This is a genomic window from Streptomyces sp. NPDC021749, assembly GCF_040640655.1.
Lineage (GTDB): Bacteria > Actinomycetota > Actinomycetes > Streptomycetales > Streptomycetaceae > Streptomyces.
Window position 1 is genome coordinate 18,198 of record NZ_JBFACE010000049.1, and the last position, 23,205, is coordinate 41,402.

18 protein-coding genes and 1 pseudogene are annotated in these 23,205 nt (G+C 69.8%); 8 read left to right on the top strand and 11 right to left on the bottom strand.

Annotated elements, in window-relative coordinates; translation table 11 throughout:
- Positions 1-214: 214 nt before the first annotated feature.
- On the bottom strand, positions 215-958 hold the full coding sequence (locus AB0G35_RS32505) for an AAA family ATPase (protein ID WP_360956887.1): 744 nt from the start codon (positions 956-958) through the stop codon (positions 215-217).
- A gap of 189 nt (positions 959-1,147) precedes the next feature.
- On the opposite strand from AB0G35_RS32505, the gene AB0G35_RS32510 reads away from it, so the two are divergent.
- Complete coding sequence (locus AB0G35_RS32510) at positions 1,148-1,483, top strand: YnfA family protein (protein WP_360956890.1); 336 nt, start codon at positions 1,148-1,150, stop codon at positions 1,481-1,483.
- Positions 1,484-2,193: 710 nt separating this feature from the next.
- The gene (locus AB0G35_RS32515) at positions 2,194-3,006 is read left to right on the top strand and encodes an SDR family oxidoreductase (protein WP_360956893.1); all 813 of its coding nucleotides are present in this window, start codon (positions 2,194-2,196) and stop codon (positions 3,004-3,006) included.
- A gap of 285 nt (positions 3,007-3,291) precedes the next feature.
- Here AB0G35_RS32515 and AB0G35_RS32520 read toward each other — a convergent pair.
- Positions 3,292-3,690 (bottom strand): annotated as a pseudogene (locus tag AB0G35_RS32520) (RtcB family protein); the annotation flags it as partial.
- A gap of 617 nt (positions 3,691-4,307) precedes the next feature.
- On the opposite strand from AB0G35_RS32520, the gene AB0G35_RS32525 reads away from it, so the two are divergent.
- Positions 4,308-5,483 carry a putative T7SS-secreted protein gene (locus AB0G35_RS32525; protein ID WP_360956896.1) on the top strand — a complete coding sequence of 392 codons (1,176 nt, stop codon included), beginning with the start codon at positions 4,308-4,310 and terminating at the stop codon, positions 5,481-5,483.
- A gap of 1,476 nt (positions 5,484-6,959) precedes the next feature.
- On the opposite strand, the gene AB0G35_RS32530 is transcribed toward AB0G35_RS32525, so the two are convergent.
- Positions 6,960-8,216 carry an RtcB family protein gene (locus AB0G35_RS32530; RefSeq protein ID WP_360956899.1) on the bottom strand — a complete coding sequence of 419 codons (1,257 nt, stop codon included), beginning with the start codon at positions 8,214-8,216 and terminating at the stop codon, positions 6,960-6,962.
- 172 nt (positions 8,217-8,388) lie between these two features.
- Here AB0G35_RS32530 and AB0G35_RS32535 point away from each other — a divergent pair, with 172 nt between their 5' ends.
- From AB0G35_RS32535 to AB0G35_RS32545, 3 genes are all read left to right on the top strand, one after another.
- On the top strand, positions 8,389-9,339 hold the full coding sequence (locus tag AB0G35_RS32535; protein WP_360956902.1) for a hypothetical protein: 951 nt from the start codon (positions 8,389-8,391) through the stop codon (positions 9,337-9,339).
- Between the two features lie 212 nt (positions 9,340-9,551).
- Complete coding sequence (locus AB0G35_RS32540) at positions 9,552-10,271, top strand: DUF3558 family protein (RefSeq protein WP_360956905.1); 720 nt, start codon at positions 9,552-9,554, stop codon at positions 10,269-10,271.
- 173 nt (positions 10,272-10,444) lie between these two features.
- Entirely contained in the window at positions 10,445-11,764 is a 1,320-nt protein-coding gene (locus tag AB0G35_RS32545) for a DUF2637 domain-containing protein (RefSeq protein WP_360956907.1), read from the top strand.
- Positions 11,765-11,785: 21 nt separating this feature from the next.
- Here the strand turns inward: AB0G35_RS32545 and AB0G35_RS32550 are convergent, their stop codons facing one another.
- A complete protein-coding gene (locus tag AB0G35_RS32550) occupies positions 11,786-11,986 on the bottom strand; it encodes a hypothetical protein (protein ID WP_360956910.1) in 201 nt (66 codons plus the stop codon).
- A gap of 135 nt (positions 11,987-12,121) precedes the next feature.
- The gene (gene lysS / locus AB0G35_RS32555; protein ID WP_360956912.1) at positions 12,122-13,870 is read right to left on the bottom strand and encodes a lysine--tRNA ligase; all 1,749 of its coding nucleotides are present in this window, start codon (positions 13,868-13,870) and stop codon (positions 12,122-12,124) included.
- A 187-nt stretch (positions 13,871-14,057) separates the two neighbouring features.
- On the opposite strand from lysS, the gene argS reads away from it, so the two are divergent.
- On the top strand, positions 14,058-15,821 hold the full coding sequence (argS, locus tag AB0G35_RS32560; RefSeq protein ID WP_360956915.1) for an arginine--tRNA ligase: 1,764 nt from the start codon (positions 14,058-14,060) through the stop codon (positions 15,819-15,821).
- A 301-nt stretch (positions 15,822-16,122) separates the two neighbouring features.
- Here the strand turns inward: argS and AB0G35_RS32565 are convergent, their stop codons facing one another.
- The 6 genes from AB0G35_RS32565 to AB0G35_RS32590 all read right to left on the bottom strand — a co-directional run bounded on the left by AB0G35_RS32565 (position 16,123) and on the right by AB0G35_RS32590 (position 22,403).
- Entirely contained in the window at positions 16,123-16,299 is a 177-nt protein-coding gene (locus AB0G35_RS32565) for a CsbD family protein (RefSeq protein WP_360956918.1), read from the bottom strand.
- Positions 16,300-16,399: 100 nt separating this feature from the next.
- Positions 16,400-17,389, bottom strand: coding sequence for a porphobilinogen synthase (hemB, locus tag AB0G35_RS32570; RefSeq protein WP_360956921.1), 990 nt, complete (start codon positions 17,387-17,389; stop codon positions 16,400-16,402).
- A gap of 148 nt (positions 17,390-17,537) precedes the next feature.
- Positions 17,538-19,187 carry a bifunctional uroporphyrinogen-III C-methyltransferase/uroporphyrinogen-III synthase gene (locus AB0G35_RS32575; protein ID WP_360956923.1) on the bottom strand — a complete coding sequence of 550 codons (1,650 nt, stop codon included), beginning with the start codon at positions 19,185-19,187 and terminating at the stop codon, positions 17,538-17,540.
- Positions 19,184-20,212 carry a hydroxymethylbilane synthase gene (gene hemC / locus AB0G35_RS32580; RefSeq protein WP_360956926.1) on the bottom strand — a complete coding sequence of 343 codons (1,029 nt, stop codon included), beginning with the start codon at positions 20,210-20,212 and terminating at the stop codon, positions 19,184-19,186. The genes AB0G35_RS32575 and hemC overlap by 4 nt, the downstream gene beginning before the upstream one ends.
- Positions 20,209-21,615, bottom strand: a complete 1,407-nt coding sequence (locus AB0G35_RS32585; RefSeq protein WP_360956929.1) for a glutamyl-tRNA reductase — start codon at positions 21,613-21,615, stop codon at positions 20,209-20,211. The genes hemC and AB0G35_RS32585 overlap by 4 nt, the downstream gene beginning before the upstream one ends.
- Positions 21,612-22,403 carry a redox-sensing transcriptional repressor Rex gene (locus tag AB0G35_RS32590; RefSeq protein ID WP_360956932.1) on the bottom strand — a complete coding sequence of 264 codons (792 nt, stop codon included), beginning with the start codon at positions 22,401-22,403 and terminating at the stop codon, positions 21,612-21,614. The genes AB0G35_RS32585 and AB0G35_RS32590 overlap by 4 nt, the downstream gene beginning before the upstream one ends.
- 342 nt (positions 22,404-22,745) lie before the next feature.
- Between AB0G35_RS32590 and AB0G35_RS32595 the strand changes: the two genes are divergently transcribed.
- The gene (locus AB0G35_RS32595) at positions 22,746-23,024 is read left to right on the top strand and encodes a glutaredoxin family protein (protein ID WP_030804011.1); all 279 of its coding nucleotides are present in this window, start codon (positions 22,746-22,748) and stop codon (positions 23,022-23,024) included.
- The last annotated feature ends 181 nt before the right edge of the window (positions 23,025-23,205 follow it).

Genomic DNA, 23,205 nt, shown 5'->3' on the forward strand with positions numbered 1-23,205 from the left:
CGAGGGGCCAGCTCCGCCCGGGGGTGCCAGCTCCGCCGAGGGGCCAGCTCCGCCCGGGGGTGCCAGCTCCGCCGAGGGGCCAGCTCCGCCCGGGGGTGCCAGCTCCGCCGAGGGGCCAGCTCCGCCCGGGGGGGCCGGCTCCGCCGAGGGGGCCGGCTCCGCCGAGGGTGTCGGATGCCGGAACTCTCCGCGACTCGGCCCGGCGCCAGCGCACCTAGCCCGGCGTCAGTACATGCCGCAGATACGCCCGCGGGTCGTTGAGGTATCGCCGCCAGTGGTCGACGAGACCCAGCTCCGCCCACTCCACCGACCGCATGCCGTGCTCGCCGACCTCCACGATCTCCGCGCCGGGCAGGGCCGTCAGCAGCGGCGAGTGGGTGGCGCACACGACCTGGGCGCCTCTCCGCGCCAAATCGTCCATCAGCCCGACCAGTTCCAGACAGGAGGAGAAGGACAGCGCGGCCTCCGGCTCGTCCATCACGTACAGCCCGCGCTCGGCGAACCGTTCGCGGAAGGTCAACAGGAAGCTCTCGCCGTGGCTCATCTCGTCCGGGGCGCGGGAGAGCCGCCGGGTGCTCCGCTCGCCGTTCAGCGCCTCCAGCGCCGTCTCGGCCCGGAGAAAGAAGCCGCGGCGCCGCGTCCGCGGCCCCCGCACCATCCGCCGCCCCTCCCGCGTCGGATCGAACCGCAGCAGACCACCCAGCAGCGAGGCCTCACGAGAGGAGGCGTATTTGTAGCCCGCCGACCCACCGTACGAATCCAGACCGAAGCCCTCCGCCAGGGCCTCGGCCAGCGTGGACTTCCCCGAACCGTTCTCGCCCACCAGGAAGGTGACGGGCGCGCGGAAGGTCAGCCCTTCCGCGGCCAGTTGCCGGACACAGGGCACCGTCCAGGGCCAGCCGTCCTCGGCCGTCCCCGTCCCCGTCGGAACGTCCACATAAGCCCGTTCAATCAGCATGACCCGAAGCTCTCATGCACCACTGACAGCCGTGGAGGGAGTTGGGGCGCGGTCCCTGGCGCCCCGAGGCCGCGCGCACGCGGGAGGATCGCTTGGGCTGTGAATGAGCAGAACACGGTGGCGCCCGAGGCCGCGCGCACGCGGGAGGTTCCGTACACCGCCCCGGCCGGCCGGGCTTAGGGTCGCCGCATGCTCATCGCGCGTTCCGCCGCCCTGTTCGTCGTTGCTGCGCTGTTCGAGATCGGCGGGGCGTGGCTGGTGTGGCAGGGGATCCGTGAACACCGCGGATGGGCGTGGATCGGGGCCGGGGTGATCGCCCTCGGGGTGTACGGCTTCGTGGCCACGCTCCAGCCCGACGCCCACTTCGGGCGCATCCTCGCCGCGTACGGCGGGGTCTTCGTCGCCGGATCGCTGGCCTGGGGGATGGTGGCCGACGGCTATCGACCCGATCGGTGGGACGTCATCGGCGCGCTGATCTGCCTGGCCGGGATGGCAGTGATCATGTACGCCCCCAGGAGCCACTGACCGTTCCAACGGCCGCTCGCCCGTGCATTCCCTATCTGCCGACTTCCCCGGGCGTCCCCTCCCTCTCACCCGTCGTATCTGGCCGCGGGCCCTGCGGCCGCCGCGCGAGAACCCACTGGGCTCAGCCGGCCGCATCGGCCTCCCGCCGTAGATCCACGAGTCCTCGGTGGACGGTCGTCGGCGGCCGGTCGTCAGTAGCCCGTCCTCGGCCGCCGGTCCACGGTGGCCGGGCCGGGGAGACCGGTCAGGGGAGACCAGTCAGGGGAGGCCGGGCCGGGGAGACCGGGCCGGGGAGACCGGGCCGGGGAGCCGCTGGCGTCGGACTGTTGGAGCGGCGGGCGGTGGGGGCCGTCGAGGCGCGCCAGCCGCTGGACGGGCGGCCATTGAGTAGGCGCTCATCGGGAGTTGAGCTGTAGTTGATCAGGGGCTGCATATGCTGGCCACATCGCGAGCGCGTCCAGGCCGTACAGCGGTCGCACCGACAGCCGCCGAGCCGTCGCCCCCGTCCCCCGTCCCCCGACCTCCGTACCCACCGGCCGCCCGCCCACGGACCGCCGTACCCACCGTCCCCCCGTCCTCCGTACCCACCGCCTGCCGCCCCGTCCCGCCGTCCCGCTAACCCACCACCCGACCACCCCATCACCCGACCGCCCCACCGCCCGCCATACCTCCGTCCCCCGCCCCGTCCCGCCGGCTCCGAGGAGAGCGTCATGACCGCCGATGCCCGTAGTGCCAACGCCCCTAGCGCCAACGCCGATACTTCTCGCGCTCAGGCGCGTACCGCTGTTGTCACCGGAGCGAGCAGCGGTATCGGGGCCGCGACCGCGCGGGCGCTGGCCGCCGCCGGCTACCACGTCGTGCTCACCGCCCGTCGCAAGGACCGCATCGAGGCGCTGGCCGCCGAGTTGCCGAACGCCCAGGCCCATGCGCTGGACGTCACCGACCGGGCCGCCGTCGACGCCTTCGTGGCCTCGCTCGACGCGCTGCCGTCCGTCGACGTCCTGGTCAACAACGCCGGTGGCGCGCTCGGTGCGGAACCGGTGGCCACCGGGGACCCCGCCGACTGGCGCGCGATGTACGAGGTCAATGTGCTCGGCGTGCTCCACATGACCCAGGCGCTGCTGCCGAGGCTCACCGCCTCCGGGGACGGCACCGTCGTCGTGCTGTCCTCCACCGCCGGTCATGCCACGTACGAAGGCGGCGGCGGATATGTCGCGGCCAAGCATGGTGCGCATGTCATCGCCGAGACGCTGCGGCTGGAGCTGTGCGGTGAGCCGGTGCGGGTGATCGAGGTCGCCCCGGGCATGGTGAAGACCGACGAGTTCGCGACCACCCGTTTCCGCGGGGACACCGAAAAGGCCGCCAAGGTCTACGAGGGTGTGGACCAGCCGCTCAGCGCGGAGGATGTCGCCGACACCATCGCCTGGGCGATCACCCGGCCCTCGCACGTCAACATCGACCTCCTGGTCGTCCGGCCCCGCGCGCAGGCTTCCAACACGAAGGTGCACCGCACCACCACCTGAGCCCACCACCTAGCTAGGCACCTGCCACCGGAGCCCGCCGCAGGAGCCCACCACCTAGGCATCCGCCACCCGAGCCCGTCGCAGGAGCCCACTACCTGGGCGCCCGCCACCCGAGCCCGTCGGCCAAGCCCGCCCCGTACGCGGGCCGAGCCGCGGGCCCCACAGAGCGGCACACCAAAGAGCGGCGTGGCGCCCACGCGCCACGCCGCTCCCGAAACGTGCGAGCCTCCCCGGCCCCCGCCCTCAGCCCCCCGCCCTCAGCCCCCCGCCCTCAGCCCTCAGCCCTCAGCCCTTCACGCACACCACCTGCTTGAGGTGGGCGACGACCTCCACCAGGTCGCGCTGCTGGTCGATGACTTTCTCGATCGGCTTGTAGGCGCCGGGGATCTCGTCGATCACGCCGGAGTCCTTGCGGCATTCCACGCCCCGCGTCTGCTCCGCCAGGTCGCGCGTCGTGAAGCGCTTCTTGGCGGCGTTCCGGCTCATCTTGCGGCCGGCGCCGTGCGAGGCGGAGTTGAAGGATGCCGGGTTCCCCAGGCCACGGACGATGTACGAGCCGGTGCCCATCGAGCCGGGGATGATGCCGTACTCGCCGCCGCCCGCCCGGATCGCGCCCTTACGGGTCACCAGCAGGTCCATGCCGTCGTACTGCTCCTCCGCCACGTAGTTGTGGTGGCAGCTGATGGCACCAGGGCGGTACATCGAATCGGAGATGCCCCACCAGGCCCGAGCCTGGGCGGACTACGGAGAATCGGTTCCGCCGCCAGCCCCAGGAGGGCCGGGAGGACGCCCCCTTCGCCGGGCCGAACGCTCAACTCCCGCCCCAGACACGCCGCTTAGGGCCCTCTACGCCTTCGGGGCGTCAGCCGTTGTTAGGCTCCCTCACCGCCCGTTACGGGCAGGCATAGACAAGAAGAGGGGGAGCTATGTCGCTTCCGGGAACATTTCAAGTCGACATCGAGGAACTCGGAAGGATTTCACGGAAGCTCGACGAGAGCGTCGCCGGAATGCATACAGTGACCCAGAGAATGGACCAGGCGACAACAGGGCAGCTCGGACATGAGTCTCTTGATTCCGCTTGCGGAGAATTCCAAACCAAGTGGAATTACGGAATCGGCCAGATCGCTAAGCTGGCAAACTCCATACGAGGCTCAATAGATGCCACCGCTCACTCATATCGCACCTGCGAGATGGGAATTCAACAGGCACTCTCCAAGGGTACGGAATCGGGTGCACCCGGGAGTTCTCCGGCGCCTTCGACGTCCAGCTCGACCTCGGCAGTCTTCGGATAAGGGAGGATCATGAGTGGTGGAAAGATACCTTCCGAGGCTGCTGGCTATCCAGGGTTAGGTTTCGACCCAGCTCCCGGAAATCTCTCTGCGGTGCGTGCACTGGTTGACCAGTCATTCGATGCGCACAGAAAACTGGCGTCGGTCTCGCAGACTCTGACCTCCATCACCCGCGGAGGTAAGGAGTGGAGTGGACTTGCCGCGGACGCATTTTCCATGCAAGTCAAAGACCTCCCCAAACTGGTCGACTCTGCGACTCAAAGTTTTTACGATTGCGGATTCCAACTGAATGAGTGGTCCGCGAAGCTGGAGTCCATGAAGTCTCGCGCGTCGGATATGGAGGCCCGTGCGGTCACCGCTCGTTCCCGTCAGCGAGACGCGGAGGAAAACCCGGACCTGGGACTGGCAGGGCAAACCTTCGAGACCGATGAAGAACTGCACAGCGCCGAGCAACGGCTGAACAAGGCGGTCCAGGAACTCGATTCAGCCCGCGACGCCCTCAATTCGCTGATCGAGGATGCGAGACGACTCAAGTATCAGCACGACGAGGCTGCGGAGAAGGTGGCAGTGGCGATCCACCGTGCGGCGGAAGAAGCCCCCGACGAGCCGGGGCTGCTGGACCGGATCGGCGACGCCATCGAATCACTCGCAGAAGCTCAAGCCATGATGGCCAATCAGGTCTGGGACTGGGTGAAGAATCACGCGAATGCGATCTCGGCTCTGGGGGATGTCATGTCTACCGTCAGTGCTGTAACAGGAGTCTTGGGAGTTGGAGCTGCCGCGGTGGGCCTGGAACCATTGGCGGTTGGCCTTGAGGTTGGATCATCCGTATTCGCGGCCGGCGCTTTCGCCCTGCACGGCGTGGCCCGTGTTGCGGGTGGCGAAGACGTTGTATCGAACCGTACGCTGACGCAGGATGCACTGGGCATGATTCCTCTGGGAGCCGCGGCTCGCGTTGGTGGCAAACTGGGCACCGCGATGCTCAAGAGTCGAGCAGCGGATGGGGCGGCCGGTTTTGGCCTCGTTGACTCCTGGGCCAGCCTTTTCGGAGATCCCTCCGTCTTCGAGAACTTTGTTCCCAAGAATCCGGAGCAAGCCGTTGGGATGGTGGCAAGCCCCTTTTTCCCTGCCCTCCAAAATGCATGGAACAAGGGAAGCGCCAAGGATCAGGCCGCTCATGGCGGGTGAAACGCCTCATGAATGACGAGGGGATAGCAGCCCGTTTCGATGGGCGGGCATCCGTTGAGTTCATCCTCACCGGATTCGAATCGCATCACGCCGACCGCATCACTTGGATAGCCACGGAGCTGGGTTACACACTCAGCTCTGCCGAACGGTATGGGCGTGGCCATTTCCGCGTGTCTTATATGCGCGACGACAGTCCGTCATCCCGCCAACGCGCCCAAGCGGCCATGGCTCGGGTGCAGGCTTCGGGCAGTTGGCTCGCAGTAACCACCCCGCCTTGGTCACCCGCTCAGGCCGCCGATCCGTCCCTGATCACGCCGCTGCGCGCCGCACAAGCAGCGAGGAACGTGAAGTCTTACAACGATATGCCTGCCGCCCAGATCCCTATCGTCTTCGTCGTTTTCGCCTCGGGATTCTTCGCGTTGACGTGGGCCACACGTGGCCTGGCCCCCGTCAGCGTGGGGTTCTGCCTCATGGGAATACTGTGCCTGCTAGGGGCCACTCTCGGCCCTCGATACAGGCGGAATCGCCATGAAGCCAATCTGCGCCTGCTTGATAGCTTTCGGCAACAGCAGGCAGCCCGCTTTGGTGTACCCCCGCCCGCTCCCCCGCCACCTCCACCTTCCGGCCCTCCTTACGACCCGACGGGGAAGTGACATTGCAATTCATTGTGCCCGCAGGATTTATTTCGATCCCCATAGGAGCGACCAAGGAAGAGGCAGAGAGAGAAATTCGTTCGCGAATGCCTCAGAACGATCTCGAATCAAACCCCCTCCTATTACAGAACCTTGTGGACAATATCCACAAAGCATCGCAGGCACTCGAAAGTTCCGGCGCCTTGTATGCCGGAACTTGTGTGCGTACATACGGGGGCGAACTATCTCTCGGTACCTTGCTTGTCACCGTCGCCCCGTTTGCATTCGGAGACGCAGCAGTAGCGGCTTCCGGCATAGTACGTTCCCTTATATCCGAAAGAGGGGAAGGGTGGGAAGGGGGTGTTATCGACACCCCTTCTGGGCCGGTAGCAATGTTGTCCGGGATGAACGGTCTCCGAATTCCCGTAGAGTTCTCCCCGTCAGGCGAGGAACTGACTGTTCCAATGGCGGAAATGCAGGCTTTCCTTCCCATCCCGCAAGGGGTCGAGAATCAGGAGCAATGTCTCGTCTGCTTCAATTTCACGACGCCTTGCGAGGACCGCTGGGAGGAGTACTGCTCGGACATCGTGGAAATCCTGAGCAGCATAACCTTCGACCGGCCTGGCCCCTCCGCTCCCAACCCAAGTGCGCGGCCTGAGACAGAGAGTCTTCCCGCTCGGGCTCCGGAGAGCTCTGTCCCCGGCGCAGTCCAGCCCGATCGCGACAAGCCCGCGACGCCTTTCGGCTAACACCAGCTGCGGGCCTCGGCCTACAGGCGCTTCGCGCTGACGGCGCCCCGGACCCCATCCGGTCCGGGGGTCGTCAATCACGTGGTCTGCTGGGCTCAGCCCTTGACGCAGACGACCTGCTTGAGCTTGGCCACGACCTGCACCAGGTCCCGCTGCTGCTCCATCACCTGACCGATCGGCTTGTACGCGCCCGGGATCTCATCCACAACGCCGGAGTCCTTGCGGCACTCCACACCCCGTGTCTGGTCCTCCAGGTCCCGCGTCGAGAACTTCCGCTTGGCAGCGTTCCGGCTCATCCTTCGGCCGGCGCCGTGCGAGGCCGAGTTGAACGACATCGGGTTGCCCAGGCCACGGACGATGTACGACTCCGTGCCCATCGAACCGGGGATGATCCCCCACTCTCCCTCGCCCGCGTGGATGGCTCCCTTGCGGGTAACCAGCAGATCCATCCCCTCGTACCGCTCTTCGCTGACATAGTTGTGGTGGCAGCTGATAACGCCAGGGCGGTACTCGACGGTCCTCATCTGACCTTCGGCATCTTCCTGCTGGCAGGAGATCACCTCGCCGAAGGTCACCCGGGCCTTCTTGAACTCCCGGCGGACGACGTCCTGGGTGAGCGCCATCATGATCTCGCGGTTGTGCTTGGCGTACTCCTGCGCCCAGAAGAGGTCGTTGCGGTACGCCGCCATCTGCGGGGTGTCCGCGATGAAGACGGCGAGGTCGCGGTCGACCAGGCCCTGGTTCTGCGGCAGCTTCTGGGCCACGCCCATGTGGTACTCAGCGAGTTCCTTGCCGATGTTGCGCGACCCGGAGTGCAGCATGATCCACACGGACTGGTCCTCGTCGATGCAGATCTCGTGGAAGTGGTTGCCGCTGCCGAGCGTTCCCATCTGCTTCACGGCCCGCTCGTGACGGAATTTGACGGCGTCCGCCACCCCGTCGAACCGCGCCCAGAAGTCCCTCCACCCGGCCGTCGGGAAGCCGTGCAGCCGGCCGGGGTCTACCGGGTCGTCGTGCATGCCCCGGCCCACCGGAATGGCCTGTTCGATCTTCGAGCGCAGTCGGGAGAGGTCGCCGGGCAGGTCGTTGGCGGTGAGCGAGGTCTTCACCGCGCTCATCCCGCAGCCGATGTCGACGCCGACCGCCGCCGGGCAGACCGCCCCGCGCATCGCGATCACCGAACCGACCGTGGCGCCCTTGCCGTAGTGCACGTCGGGCATGACGGCGAGGCCCTTGATCCACGGCAGGGTGGCGACGTTGCGGAGTTGCTGCATCGCCACGTCCTCGACCGTGGCCGGGTCGGTCCACATCCGGATGGGCACCTGGGCGCCGGGGACCTCGACGTACGACATAACTTCCTCATTCCCCCGAAAAACTGAAAAACGCAAAAGCCGGACAAACTACCTGATCTTGGACGGTGAACCGGCGTGCGCGGCAAGACGTGCGATAGACATTGTGTCCATCGGCCGCCGCACGGCGGCAACCGCATTTTCCGAGGGAATTCGAGCGAAGGAGCCGCGAACGATGCCCCGCAAGCCGTTCGTACCCGGTGCCGCACTGGTGGCCGTCGCGGCGCTGGCCGCCGGCCTCGCCGGCTGCACCGGCGGCCCCGGCACCGACGGTGACGCCGCCGACGCCAAGGGCGGCGACCCCGCCGCGACGAGCCAGTCCGCCGAACCGGGCCGCTACCAGACCCTCCCGGAGGCGTGCGGACTGCCCTCGCGCAGCACCGTCCGCGGCATGCTGCCCGGCGACGGCCAGCAGCTCTCCAGCGCCGAGGCCGACAAGCTCTACGGCGGCCAGGCCGACATCACGTACGACACCGACCGCCGGGTCGGCTGCCGCTGGACCCGCGAGACCGACGCGGGCACCCGCCATCTGAGCCTCGACATCCAGCGCGTGGTCTCCTACGACGCCGCCGTCAGCGATGACGACAAGGCGCAGGGGATCTACGACAGCAAGGAACTGGCCGCCAAGATCCCGTCCGGCGGCGCCGCCGGTTCCTCCCCCACCGCACCGCCGTCCAAGAGCACGAAGGGGACGAAGGACGCGAAGGGTACCGAGGGAACCGCGAGTGCGGAGGGGCCGAGCGACACGAAGGGCACCGAGGGCGGGGCGACCGCCGCGGGGAAGAACCCCGGAAAAGCCACCGCAGGCAAGCCCGGCACCGACGCGAGCGCGCAACCGAGCGGGGACGCGACCGCGCCCCCGACCACGGACCCGAGCGCCGATGGCTCCACCGCTCCACGCGTGCTCGACGGCCTGGCGGACGCGGCGTTCCTCAACGACAAGTTGATCACCGCGGACTCCGGTGTGCACCGCGATGTCACTGTGGTCTTCCGCACGTCGAACGTGATCGTGACGATCACCTACGACCAGTGGTCCACGGACAAGTCGATGTTGCCGGAGAGCCAGGAACTGCAGGACAAAGCCCGTTCGCTGGCCGATGAGCTGGCCGATCACCTCGCCGAATAGCCCGAGTTGCGCGACTCGGGCTGATGATCCGGAGACGGATACCAATGCCCGTTTCGCGCCTTGTACTCATCGGTACGAAACGGTCACCCACCTCACCGCGCCGCGTACCGTGCCCTCTAGCGAACCGACGACGCACAACGACTGACCACGCCGCACGACGCCCGGCGCCGACCACACGACGCCGACGCACGACGACGAACAGCGAAGGAACCATGCACCGTTCAGCCAAGCGCCTCGCCAGCCTCCTCACCTGCGCAGCAGTACCGGCACTGCTCGTCGCCGGCTGCTCCGGCTCGGACAGCGGCAGCTCGGACTCCGGTTCCGGTGACGCCTCCTCCGCCCCGTCCAGCCACACCGCCCAGCCGTCGCCGACCGTGGCGCCGGCGAAGTACAAGAAGCTGCCGAACCCCTGCTCGGCGTTCTCCAAGGACACCGTCAAGAAGCTGCTGCCGAAGGTGAAGGACGCCGCCGGGGACCAGGGCCAGTCCACCGACAACTCCGCGCACGGCACCTGCTCCTGGAACAGCTCCGACGAGCAGGGCGTCGACGGCACCCAGTTCCGCTGGCTGGACATCGGCCTGCAGCGCTACGACTCGGACCCGGGTATCGGCTCCGGCGAGAAGCGCGCCACCGACTTCTACACCAAGCAGGTCGCCGACGCGAAGGCCACCAAGGGCGCCAAGAAGCTCAAGGCCGACCCGACCGCCGGCACCGGTGACGAGGCCACCGCGATCACCTACGACGTGAAGAAGGAGGGCAACGACTTCAAGAACACCACGATCGTCGCCCGCGCCTCCAACATCGTCGTGACCCTCAACTACAACGGCGCGGGCCTGGCCGGCGCCGACACCCCCAAGGGCGCCGACCTGCTGAAGAAGGCCCAGGCCGCCGCCAAGGAAGCGGTCGCCGCCGCCCTCAAGGCGAACCGCTGACGCCGCTCTGACACCGATCTGAGGCCGATCTGAGGCCGATCTGAGGCCGATCCGAGGCCGGCCCGACACCTCCGCCGCCCCGCCCCGGCCCCTCCGGGCACCTCCCGGCGGGGCCCGGCGGGAGGTGTGCCAGGCTAGGCGCGCCATTTCGCCGAGCCGGGGAGGAACCGCGGGTGTCCGCGACGAAGACGGCACAGTTGACCCGTACCCACCGCATCCTCATCGGTGTGGTCATCGCCGGTGCGGCGGTGATCGCCGGTATCGGCTTCACCGGCTCCTACGCGGCGGTGCGGGCGCTGGCCGAGAAGAAGGGCTTCGGTGCCTTCTCGGTCGTCTTCCCGATCGGCATCGATGCCGGGATCGTGGTGCTGCTGGCGCTGGATCTGCTGCTGACCTGGATCCGGATCCCGTTCCCGCTGCTGCGGCAGACCGCCTGGCTGCTGACCGCCGCCACCATCGCCTTCAACGGCGCGGCGGCGTGGCCGGACGCGCTGGGCGTGGGTATGCACGCGGTGATCCCGGTGCTGTTCGTGGTGGCCGTCGAGGCGGCCCGGCATGCCGTCGGGCGGATCGCGGACATCACGGCGGACAAGCACATGGAGGGTGTGCGCCTCACCCGCTGGCTGCTGGCGCCCGTTCCGACGTTCCTGTTGTGGCGGCGGATGAAGCTGTGGGAACTGCGGTCGTACGACGCGGTGATCAAGCTGGAGCAGGAACGGCTCGTCTACCAGGCGCGGCTGCGCTCGCGGTACGGGCGTGCCTGGCGGCGCAAGGCTCCCGTGGAGTCCCTGATGCCGCTGCGGCTCGCCCGGTACGGCGTGCCGCTGGCACAGACCGCACCCGCGGGACTCGCCGCGGCGGGCATCGAACCGCAGTTGCTGCCGCCGCCGCAGCAGTCCCTGCAGCCCGCCCCGGAGCCGCAGGCCCCGCAGCCGGCCGGGGGGACGCCCGGCGAGGAGCTGCCCAACCAGTGGTTCGCGGCGTCGCAGCAGGTGACGTACCAGGGGGACTACGACCCGGCGTACGTCCCGGAGCAGGAGCGTCAGCCCGCGTACGACGAGCAGCAGCCCGCGTACGACCAGCCGCAGCTCTCGTACGACCAGCCGCAGCTCTCGTACGGCCAGCAGCAGCTCTCGTACGGCCAGCAGCAGCCGGTGCCGACGGGCGAGCAGGCCCCGGTGCCCGCGCCGCGCGCGCCGGAGCCGGAGGTCCCGGTGCCGAACGGGGCCGGCGGGACGCGTCCGCTCGGCAAGGGCATCGCGGAGGCGGACCCGCAGCCCGCTCAGGTACCGGCCGCGGGCCCCACCGACGAGGACGTGTACCAGGTCTTCCGGCGCTCGGTAGAGGGCGAGGGCATGCCGACGCCCGGCGCGTTCGCGGCGAACCTGGAGGCGCAGTACGGGATGCGTCTGCAGGCGCGGGAACTGAACCGCTACATGGACCGGTTCAGCGACCGCCTCAACGCCGAGCTGATGGACGAGCACATCGCCTGACCCGCACGCCGCCCCGGGCCGCTAAGCCCGCTCCGCCTTCCGCTTCTTGTCCATGTCGCCCCACACGGCCAGCGCCGCGCCGGCCAGGAACAGGCCGAGATAGGCGACCGACGGCAGGTCGAACCAGTGGGCCAACAGCCCCCAGGCGCCGTCGAAGAAGGTCTTGCCGATGAAACCCATCGCTCCTTGGAGCATGGCGATGAAGCCGATGATTCCCCTCATGGCACCAGCGTGACGGCTTCGGCCCCGGGGATCCTCCTCCCCGGGGCCGAACCCGTTCTCACCCTTGAGTCGCAGAGCCGGCGCGGCGTCTACGACCAGACGGCAGCGCGTCGACGACCACGCGGCGGTGCGCCGTCAGCCGCCGAGCAGCTTGCGTACCCGGTCGGCGCCGACCGCCAGCAGCAGCGTGGGCAGCCGCGGCCCGGTGTCCCGGCCGACCAGCAGGTGGTAGAGCAGCGCGAAGAAGGCACGCTGGGCGACCTTCAGCTCGGGCGTCGGCTTGGCGTCCGGGGCCAGGCCCGCCTGGACCTTCGGCACGCCGTAGACCAGCGTGGTCAGGCCGTCCAGCGACCAGTGCTCGTCGAGGCCGTCGAGCAGCAGCCGCAGCGATTCGCGGCCCTGGTCGTCCAGCGAGGCCAGCAGCTCGGCGTCCGGCTCGTCGCGCACGATGGTGCGCTGGTCGGCCGGGACCTGGGTGTTGATCCAGTGCTCGGCCTTGTCGAGCCGGGGCCGGGTCTCGTCCAGGGACGTGACGGGGCTGGCCGGGTCCAGCTCGCCGAGGATCCGCAGGGTCTGCTCGTCGTGGCCGGCGGTGATGTCCACGACGGAGGCGAGGGTGCGGTACGGCAGCGGGCGGGGCGTGCGGGCCAGCTCACCGGCGGCGGTGCGGACCGCGCGGGAGTGCGCGGCCGCGTCGGCGGGCAGCGCGGTGCCGTCGGCGACCTTGGCCTCCAGCTTGTCCCACTCGTCGTAGAGCCGCTGGATCTCCTGGTCGAAGGCGATCTTGAAGGACTGGTTGGGCTTGCGGCGGGCGTACAGCCAGCGCAGCAGCGGCGCCTCCATGATCTTCAGCGCATCGCCCGGGGTGGGCACGCCGCCGCGCGACGAGGACATCTTGGCCATGCCGCTGATGCCGACGAAGGCGTACATCGGGCCGATCGGCTGGGCACCGCCGAAGATCTCGCGGACGATCTGCCCGCCGACGACGAAGGACGAGCCGGGCGAGGAGTGGTCGACGCCGGACGGCTCGAAGATCACGCCCTCGTACGCCCAGCGCATCGGCCAGTCGACCTTCCAGACCAGCTTGCCGCGGTGGAACTCGCTCAGCCGGACCGTTTCCCCGAATCCGCAGGCGGTGCAGGTGTAGGTCAGCTCGGTGGTTTCGTCGTCGTACGCGGTGACGGTGGTGAGGTCCTTCTCGCACTGCCCGCAGTACGGCTTGTACGGGAAGTAGCCCGCCGAGCCGCCGCTGCCGTCGTCCTCGCTGGCCGCGCCGGAGCCCTCGGCCGCCTCCAGCTCCGCCTCGTCGACGGGCTTCTGGGACTTCTTCGCCGGCGCCTTCTTCGTGCGGTACTGGGCGAGGATCGCGTCGATGTCCGCGCGGTGCTTCATCGCGTGCAGGACCTGGTCGCGGTAGACGCCGGAGGTGTACTGCTCGGTCTGGCTGATGCCGTCGTACTCGACGCCCAGCTCGGCCAGCGCCTCGATCATGGCGGCCTTGAAGTGCTCCGCCCAGTTCGGGTACGCCGAGCCGGCCGGCGCCGGAACGGAGGTCAGCGGCTTGCCGATGTGCTCGGCCCAGGAGTCGTCGACGCCCTCGACGCCGGCCGGGACCTTGCGGTAGCGGTCGTAGTCGTCCCAGGAGATGAGGTGCCGGACCTCGTGGCCACGACGGCGGATCTCGTCGGCGACCAGGTGCGGGGTCATGACCTCGCGGAGGTTGCCGAGGTGGATCGGGCCGGAGGGGCTCAGGCCGGAGGCGCAGACGATCACCGGTGCGGAAGCACCTGATGTCACTTTGCCGGCGGCGCGGCGCTCCGCCTCGGCAATGACCTCGTCCGCGAACCTGGAGACCCAGTCGGTCTCGGTGCTCTGCTGAGCCACGATCGGCCCTTCCTCTTCCTGGTGCTTCCCCGATTGCGCCGTCTTGCGCGTGCGACGCACACATGCCTGACGGTGCCATTGTCCCAGACGCCTGCCGCCCGGAAATTCAGTGGTAACGCCGTGGGATACTCAGTGGCAAACCCTTTCCCCTTCAAAGACACCTTCGTCTAGAAGAGAGCGCAGCTTCATGGCCTCGGTCCCTTCCCTCGCAGCTTCGGTCCACCAGCGCGTCGCGGACGCCCTCTCGGCAGCCCTGCCGGAGGCCGGCGCCGCGGACCCGCTGCTGCGACGTAGCGACCGGGCGGACTTCCAGGCCAACGGCCTGCTGGCGCTGGCGAAGAAGCTGAAGGGCAACCCCCGGGAGCTGGCCGCCAAGGTCGTCGACGCGGTCGGCGAGGGCGACCTCCTCAAGGAGGTCGAGGTCTCCGGCCCCGGCTTTTTGAACATCACGATCACCGACCAGGCGATCACCGAGACGCTCGCCGCCCGCGCCGCCGACGACCGGCTCGGCGTGCCGCTGAAGGAGAAGCCGGGCGTCACGGTCATCGACTACGCCCAGCCGAACGTGGCGAAGGAGATGCACGTCGGGCACCTGCGCTCGGCGGTCATCGGCGACGCGCTGCGGCACATGCTGGACTTCACCGGCGAGAAGACGATCGGCCGGCACCACATCGGCGACTGGGGCACCCAGTTCGGCATGCTCATCCAGTACCTGATCGAGCACCCCGGCGAGCTGGCCCCGGCGTCCGACGTCGACGGTGAGCAGGCCATGTCGAACCTGAACCGGGTCTACAAGGCGTCCCGCGCGGTCTTCGACTCCGACGAGCAGTTCAAGGAGCGGGCCCGGAAGCGGGTCGTCGCCCTCCAGTCCGGCGACAAGGAGACCCTCGACCTGTGGCAGCAGTTCGTGGACGAGTCGAAGATCTACTTCTACTCGGTCTTCGAGAAGCTGGACATGGAGATCCGCGACGACGAGATCGTCGGCGAGTCCGCGTACAACGACATGATGGCGGAGACGGCCCGCCTCCTGGAGGAGTCCGGCGTCGCGGTCCGCTCCGAGGGCGCGCTGGTCGTCTTCTTCGACGAGATCCGCGGCAAGGACGACCAGCCGGTGCCGCTGATCGTGCAGAAGGCCGACGGCGGCTTCGGCTACGCGGCCAGTGACCTCTCCGCGATCCGCAACCGCGTCTTCGCGCTGAACGCGACGACGCTGCTGTACGTCGTGGACGTCCGCCAGTCCCTGCACTTCCGCATGGTCTTCGAGACGGCCCGCCGGGCAGGCTGGCTGAACGGCGACGTCACCGCGCACAACATGGGCTACGGCACGGTCCTGGGCGCGGACGGCAAGCCGTTCAAGACCCGCGAGGGCGAGACGGTCCGCCTGGAGGACCTCCTCGACGAGGCGGTGGAGCGGGCCACGGCGGTGGTGCGGGAGAAGGGCGAGCCGATCGGCCTGACCGAGCAGGAGATCACCGAGAACGGCACGCAGGTGGGCATCGGCGCCGTGAAGTACGCGGACCTGTCGACGTCCCCGAGCCGGGACTACAAGTTCGACCTGGACCAGATGGTCTCGCTCAACGGCGACACGTCCGTCTACCTCCAGTACGCCTACGCCCGGATCCGCTCGATCTTCCGCAAGGCCGGCGACGCGCGCCCCCAGGCGCACCCGGAGCTGGCACTGGCTCCCGCGGAGCGGGCGCTGGGCCTGCACCTCGACCAGTTCGGTGAGACCGTCATCGAGGCCGCCGCGTCCTACGAGCCGCACAAGGTCGCCGCATACCTCTACAGCCTCGCCTCCCTCTTCACCACCTTCTACGACCAGTGCCCGGTCCTGAAGGCCGAGTCCGGCCCCGACCAGGTGGCCAACCGGCTCTTCCTCTGCGACCTGACGGCCCGCACCCTCCACCAGGGCATGGCGCTGCTCGGCATCCGTACGCCTGAGCGTCTGTGAGGCGCCACCTCACCAGCCGGTGAAGTGGGGGTGCACGTGATCGTCACGTGCACCCCCACTCAGCGTTGTTCACCCCCACGACGGGAGGGGACGGGCCGGAGGGGCCGGGGTGGGGGAGGTCAAGCGAAGCAGTCCCCCAGGCCGGCCCCGGAGGTCCGTCACCGCACCCGACAACAATCCAGCCCGCCGCAGGCGCAACGGCGAGAATCACCCGCGGCGCCGCGGACAGCTACGTACGCGGCGCCGCGAAGCGCTCAACGGCGAGGTACCAGCACGGCGCTGCAGCCGGGTACGTGGGGCGTCAATGCCGGCGCAGCCGGTGCGTGGCCTTCTCCTTCGCGTCCAGCCCGTGCCCGGCCGCCTTCTCGGCCTTGCCCTCGGCCTGCAGCTTGCGGTTGTGGGTCGCCTTGCCGACGACCTCCTTCATGGCGCCGATGACCTGGGCGCCCTTGGCCCGCATGGTGTCCTTGGCAGTCACGGTGACCCGCTCCTCGATCAGTCGCGGTTTTCGTCATCGAGTCCGTGCCCCGCGTACGGCGGTCAAAACCTGACAAGTCAGACAAAGGTGCCGCGCCGCCTCACAACCTCTGCGCGACCTCCGTCGCCCAGTACGTGAGGATCATGTTCGCGCCGGCCCGTTTGATGCCCGTCAGCGCCTCCAGGATCGCCTTGTCGCGGTCGATCCAGCCCTTCTCGGCGGCCGCCTCGATCATCGCGTACTCGCCGGAGATCTGGTACGCGGCCACCGGCACGTCCACCGCGTCGGCGATCTTCGCCAGTACGTCCAGGTAGGGCAGCGCCGGCTTGACCATGACCATGTCGGCGCCCTCGTCCAGGTCGAGCGCCAGCTCGCGCAGCGACTCGCGGAGGTTCGCGGGGTCCTGCTGGTACGTCTTGCGGTCGCCCTTCAGCGCCGAGCCCACCGCCTCGCGGAACGGGCCGTAGAACGCCGAGGAGTACTTCACGGTGTAGGCGAGGATCGACACGTCCTCGTGGCCGGTCTGGTCCAGGGCGTCCCGGATCACGCCGACCTGGCCGTCCATCATGCCGCTGGGGCCCACGACGTGGACGCCCGCATCGGCCTGGACCTGCGCCATCTCCGCGTAGCGCTCCAGCGTCGCGTCGTTGTCGACCCGGCCGGACGCGTCCAGGACACCGCAGTGGCCGTGGTCGGTGTACTCGTCCAGGCACAGGTCCGACATGATCACCAGGTCGTCGCCGACCTCGGCGCGGACGTCCCGGATGGCGACCTGCAGGATGCCGTCCGGGTCGGTGCCGGCGGTGCCCGCCGCGTCCTTCTTCTCGTCCAGCGGCACGCCGAACAGCATGATCCCGGCGACCCCCGCCTCCACCGCCTCGACGGCGGCCTTGCGCAGGGTGTCACGGGTGTGCTGGACGACGCCGGGCATCGCGGAGATCGGCGCCGGCTCGTCGATGCCCTCACGGACGAACGCCGGGAGGATCAGATCGGACGGGTGCAGCCGGTACTCGGCGACCATCCGGCGCATCGCCGGGGTGGTGCGCAGCCGCCGCGGCCGCGCACCGGGGAAGCTTCCGTACTTCGTCATGCCCACCACGCTACGCCCGCCCCGCACGCCCCTTTGCCAACACATCGTCGGCAGCCGCCCGGGCGCCGGGCACCTCTCCCGGCCCCAACGCGCGGCGCCCCGCACCCGGATGACCGGGTGCGGGGCGCAGACCGCTGCCGTACCGCCGTCAGCTGCGCGCCCGGCGGCGCGAGCCGGGACGGCGCTCGCTGGGGCGGGTGACCGGGTCGCCGGCCTCGATCGCGGCGTCGCGGCGTGCCGCGCCGAAGTCCGCGAGTGCCTCTGCCAGCTTGTGCACCGACGGCTCGGGCGACATCACGTCGACGCGCAGCCCGTGCTCCTCGGCCGTCTTGGCGGTGGCCGGGCCGATGCAGGCGATCACCGTCACGTTGTGCGGCTTGCCGGCGATGCCGACGAGGTTCCGCACGGTCGACGAGGACGTGAAGAGCACCGCGTCGAAACCGCCGCCCTTGATCGCCTCGCGGGTCTCGGCCGGCGGCGGCGAGGCCCGCACGGTCCGGTAGGCGGTGACGTCGTCGACCTCCCAGCCCAGCTCGATCAGGCCGGCCACCAGGGTCTCGGTGGCGATGTCGGCCCGGGGGAGGAAGACCCGGTCGATCGGGTCGAAGACGGGGTCGTACGGCGGCCAGTCCTCCAGCAGACCGGCCGCGGACTGCTCACCCGACGGCACCAGGTCGGGCTTCACGCCGAAGGCGACCAGCGCCTTGGCGGTCTGCTCACCGACCGCGGCGACCTTGATGCCCGCGAAGGCCCGGGCGTCGAGCCCGTACTCCTCGAACTTCTCACGGACGGCCTTCACCGCGTTGACCGACGTGAAGGCGATCCACTCGTAGCGGCCGGTGACCAGGCCCTTGACGGCGCGCTCCATCTGCTGCGGGGTGCGCGGCGGCTCGACGGCGATGGTCGGGACCTCGTGCGGCACCGCGCCGTACGAGACGAGCTGGTCGGAGAGCGACGCGGCCTGCTCCTTCGTGCGCGGTACGAGCACCCGCCAGCCGAACAGCGGCTTGGACTCGAACCACGAGAGCTGGGCGCGCTGCGCGGCGGCACTGCGCTCACCGACCACGGCTATGACCGGCTGGCCGCCGTCCGGCGACGGCAGCACCTTGGCGGCCTTGAGCACCTGGGCGACCGAACCGAGGGTGGCGGTCCAGGTGCGCTGGCGGGTGGTGGTGCCGGCGACGGTGACGGTCATCGGGGTGTCGGGCTTGCGGCCCGCGGTGACCAGTTCGCCGGCGGCCACGGCCACCGCGTCGAGGGTGGTGGAGACGACCGCGGTGGCGTCGCTGGTGCCCAGCTCCGACCAGCAGCGGTCATCGGCGCTGCGGGCGTCGACGAAGCGCACGTCGGTGCCCTCGGCGTCACGCAGCGGCACACCGGCGTACGCGGGCACGCCGACGGCCGCGGCGATGCCGGGCACGACCTCGAAGACGATGCCCTCGGCGGCGCAGGCCAGCATCTCCTCGGCGACGTTGCCGTCCAGACCGGGGTCGCCGGTAACCGCACGGACGACCCGCTTGCCCGCCCGGGCGGCCGCCATGACAAGATTGGCGGAGTCCCTAAGGGTGGGGATGTCGGCGGGGATTGACGCCTCGTCAGCCGACGCCTGCAGTGGTGTGTCCACCTGTGCGCGCGTATGCACGCGCACGACGTCGAGCACCTGCGGGTCGGCGATCAGTACGTCCGCGGAGGCCAGCGCCTCCACGGCACGCAGCGTCAGCAGACCCGGGTCACCCGGCCCGGCACCCAGGAAGGTGACCTGACCGGAGGCGGAGTGGTTCGGGGCGGTGGGGTTCAAAGTGCTCGCTCCCCCATAAGACCGGCCGCACCCTTTGCGAGCATCTCGGCGGCGAGTTCGCGGCCCAGCTGCTGCGGGACCGACGTCTCGTCGGGAGAGGCGGGTACGTGCCCGGTGGTGGACAGCTGCACCAGCGTGCTGCCGTCGGTCGTGCCGACGACACCGCGCAGGTGCAATTCGGTGACAGCCTGCTCGCCGGCCTTGGGGCCTTCCCTGTTCGAGCGAAGTCGAGAGCTGGGGGAAAGGTCGGCCAGCGCCCCGACGGGTGCGGAACAGCCGGCCTCCAGGGCGGCGAGCAGGGAACGCTCGGCGGTCACGGCGGCCCGGGTGCCCGGGTCGTCGAGCTCGGCGAGCGTGGCGGCGAGCTCCGCGTTGGCGGCGGCGCACTCGATCGCCAGTGCCCCCTGGCCGGGGGCGGGCAGAACCACGTCGGGCGACAGCAACTGCGCCGCCTCGTCGATCCGGCCGATGCGGGTGAGGCCGGCCGCGGCCAGCACGACCGCGTCCAGTTCGCCCTTCTCGACGAAACCGATGCGGGTGTCGATGTTCCCGCGTATCGGCACCGTCTCGACACGCCGGCCCAGCGCGTGGGCCCAGGCGTTGAGCTGCGCCATCCGCCGGGGGGAGCCGGTGCCGATGCGGGCGACGCGGTCCGGTTCCGCGGTGAGCTCCTCGAAGGTGAGCCGGTCCCGGGCGATCAGCGCGTCACGGGGGTCTTCCCGTACGGGGATCGCGGCCAGGGTGAGCGACTCGGGCTGCGTGGTGGGCAGGTCCTTGAGCGAGTGGACGGCGAAGTCGATGTCCCCGGCGAGCAGCGCGTCGCGCAGCGCGGAGACGAAGACGCCGGTGCCGCCGATCTGCGCGAGGTGCTCGCGGGAGGTGTCGCCGTACGTGGTGATCTCCACCAGCTCGACGGGGCGGCCGGTGAGCTCGCGCACCGCCTCGGCCACCTGCCCGGACTGGGCCATGGCGAGCGCACTGCGGCGGGTGCCCAGCCGCAGTGGTCTGTTGGTGCTGTCTTTCATGCCCGCTCCCGTGCTTCATGACTGCCGCCGCGGGTATCGGCCCGGCTGACGGCGGCGACAGTCTGGGGGTCGAGATCGAAGAGTTCGCGCAGCGCGTCCGCGTACCCGGCGCCGCCGGGTTCGCTGGCGAGCTGCTTGACCCGCACGGTGGGCGCGTGCAGGAGCTTGTCGACGACGCGGCGCACGGTCTGGGTGATCTCGGCGCGCTGCTTGTCGTCCAGGTCGGGGAGGCGGCCGTCGAGCCGGGCGATCTCGCTCGTGACGACGTCCGCGGCCATGGTGCGCAGGGCGACCACGGTGGGCGTGATGTGCGCGGCCCGCTGGGCGGCGCCGAAGGCGGCGACCTCGTCGGAGACGATGCCGCGCACCTGGTCCACGTCGGCCGCCATCGGGGCGTCCGCGGAGGCGTCGGCCAGCGACTCGATGTCGACGAGGTGGGCGCCCTCGATGCGGTGGACCGCGGCGTCGATGTCGCGCGGCATGGCCAGGTCGAGCAGCGCCAGCGGCGCGGTGCGGCCGGCGCGGGCGGCGGCGACCGTCCCACCCGTGAGGACCAGGCCGGTCGCGCCGGTACAGGACACCACGATGTCGGCGAGCGCGAGCTCCTCCTCGACGCCGGCCATCGCCACCGCGCGGGCGGTCAGGCCTCCCCCAAGTTCTCGGCTCCGCTCGAACAGGGCGGTACCCCCACGCGCGCCGGGCCCGCCGGGCTCGGTGAGGATGGCCACCAGCCGCTCGGCGCGCTCGACGGTGCGGTTGGCGACCACCAGCTCGCCGACGCCGTTGCGGACGAGGGTGGTGGCGGCCAGCGACGACATCGAGCCGGCGCCGATGACCAGCGCCCGCTTGCCGTGCGCCCAGCCCTCGACGTCCCGGCCGGCCGCGAGCTGCTCCAGGCCGAAGGTGACCAGCGACTGGCCGGCCTTGTCGATGCCGGTCTCGCTGTGCGCCCGCTTGCCGACCCGCAGGGCCTGCTGGAAGAGGTCGTTGAGCAGCCGCCCGGCGGTGTGCTGTTCCTGCGCGACGGCCAGCGCGTCCTTGATCTGCCCGAGGATCTGGCCCTCGCCGACGACCATCGAGTCCAGGCCACAGGCCACCGAGAAGAGGTGGTGGACGGCGCGGTCCTCGTAGTGGACGTAGAGGTAGGGGGTCAGCTCCTCCAGGCCGACGCCGCTGTGGCGGGCCAGGAGGGTGGACAGCTCGGCGACACCGGCGTGGAACTTGTCCACGTCGGCGTAGATCTCGATGCGGTTGCAGGTGGACAGCACCGCGGACTCGGTGACCGGCTCGGCCGACACCGCGTCCTGCAGCAGCTTGCCGCGCACCTCCGGGGCGAGCGCGGCCCGCTCCAGCACGCTCACCGGCGCACTGCGATGGCTCAGTCCGACGACGAGAAGGCTCATGCCGGCATCACGGCGGGCACGTCCCCGTCCGGTCCCTTGCGGTCGGCCGCGGCGGCGGCTTCGGCCGCGGCCGCGACGGCGGCGGCACGGCCGGACGTGGCCGGGGCGCCGCCCTCGGGGGTTTCCTCGCCGGCCTTGCGCTGCTCGTGGAAGGCGAGGATCTGCAGTTCTATCGACAGGTCGACCTTGCGGACGTCGACCCCGTCGGGGACGGTCAGCACGGTCGGCGCGAAGTTGAGGATCGAGGTGACGCCGGCCGCGACCAGGCGGTCGCAGACCTGCTGGGCGGCGCCGGCCGGCGTGGCGATCACGCCGATCGAGACGCCGTTGCTCTCGATGATGTGCTCCAGCTCGTCGGTGTGCTGGACCGCGATGCCGGCGACCGGCTTGCCGGCCATGGCCGGGTCGGCGTCGATCAGCGCGGCGACGCGGAAGCCGCGGGAGGCGAAGCCGCCGTAGTTGGCGAGGGCGGCGCCGAGGTTACCGATACCGACGATGACGACCGGCCAGTCCTGGGTCAGGCCCAGCTCGCGCGAGATCTGGTAGACGAGGTACTCCACGTCGTAGCCCACGCCGCGGGTCCCGTAGGAGCCGAGGTACGAGAAGTCCTTGCGGAGCTTGGCGGAGTTGACCCCCGCCGCGGCCGCGAGTTCCTCGGAGGAGACCGTGGGCACCGAGCGCTCGGAGAGCGCGGTCAGTGCGCGCAGATACAACGGAAGCCGGGCGACGGTGGCCTCGGGGATGCCTCGGCTTCGGGTCGCCGGTCGGTGATTTCGGCCAGTTGCCACGGTGCTCCTGCGGGTAGAGCGGGGCTGCGGGCGACCGTATGGAACCCGACCGCCCTGTCTACTGCAGGCTATGTCTTTGTGAACGCGTGCACAAAGATGGTGTCCGCTTTGTCCGGCCAAAGTGATGGGTGTCACGCGCGGTTTCCGGCCCTCCGTGGAACCAACTCCCACGTCACGCCGTTCACTCGCGCCGCCCGCGCAACACGGCAGCACCGACGGGGACACGCGCGCGCACTCCTCACCGCTATCCCCCGGAAACCTACAAATCGCCCACCGATGGTAATCGACCCCGGCCCGCCCGGCGCCCGTCCCGCTCCCCCGCCGACCCGGCACAATGGCTCCATGGCCCCCTTGTTCAGCCGCAGCCCCCGCAAGCGCCCCGCCGACCGCCTGGTCACCCTCGTCGGCAAGCCCGGCTGCCACCTCTGCGACGACGCCCAGGCGGTGATCGAGAAGGTCTGCGCCGAGACCGGAGCGTCCTGGGAGAAGAAGGACATCACCGAGGACGCCGAACTGCACCGCAAGTACTGGGAGCAGATTCCGGTCGTCCTGATCGACGGCGCCCAGCACGACTTCTGGCGCGTCGACCCGCAGCGGCTGCGGACGGCCCTGGGCGCCTGAGCCGTCCCGGTGCCGGCGAACCCGCCCTGAGTCGGCCGTAATGCGACCGTCAGCGGTTCCCGGCCCACAGGACACGCGCCCGTAACCGGAAGCACCGAACAAACTGGCTACGCTAGCGCCATGGCCAGCCCCTCGCCCGACCACCAGCCCGGCAGGAGTCCCCACGGGACGCGCTTCCCCT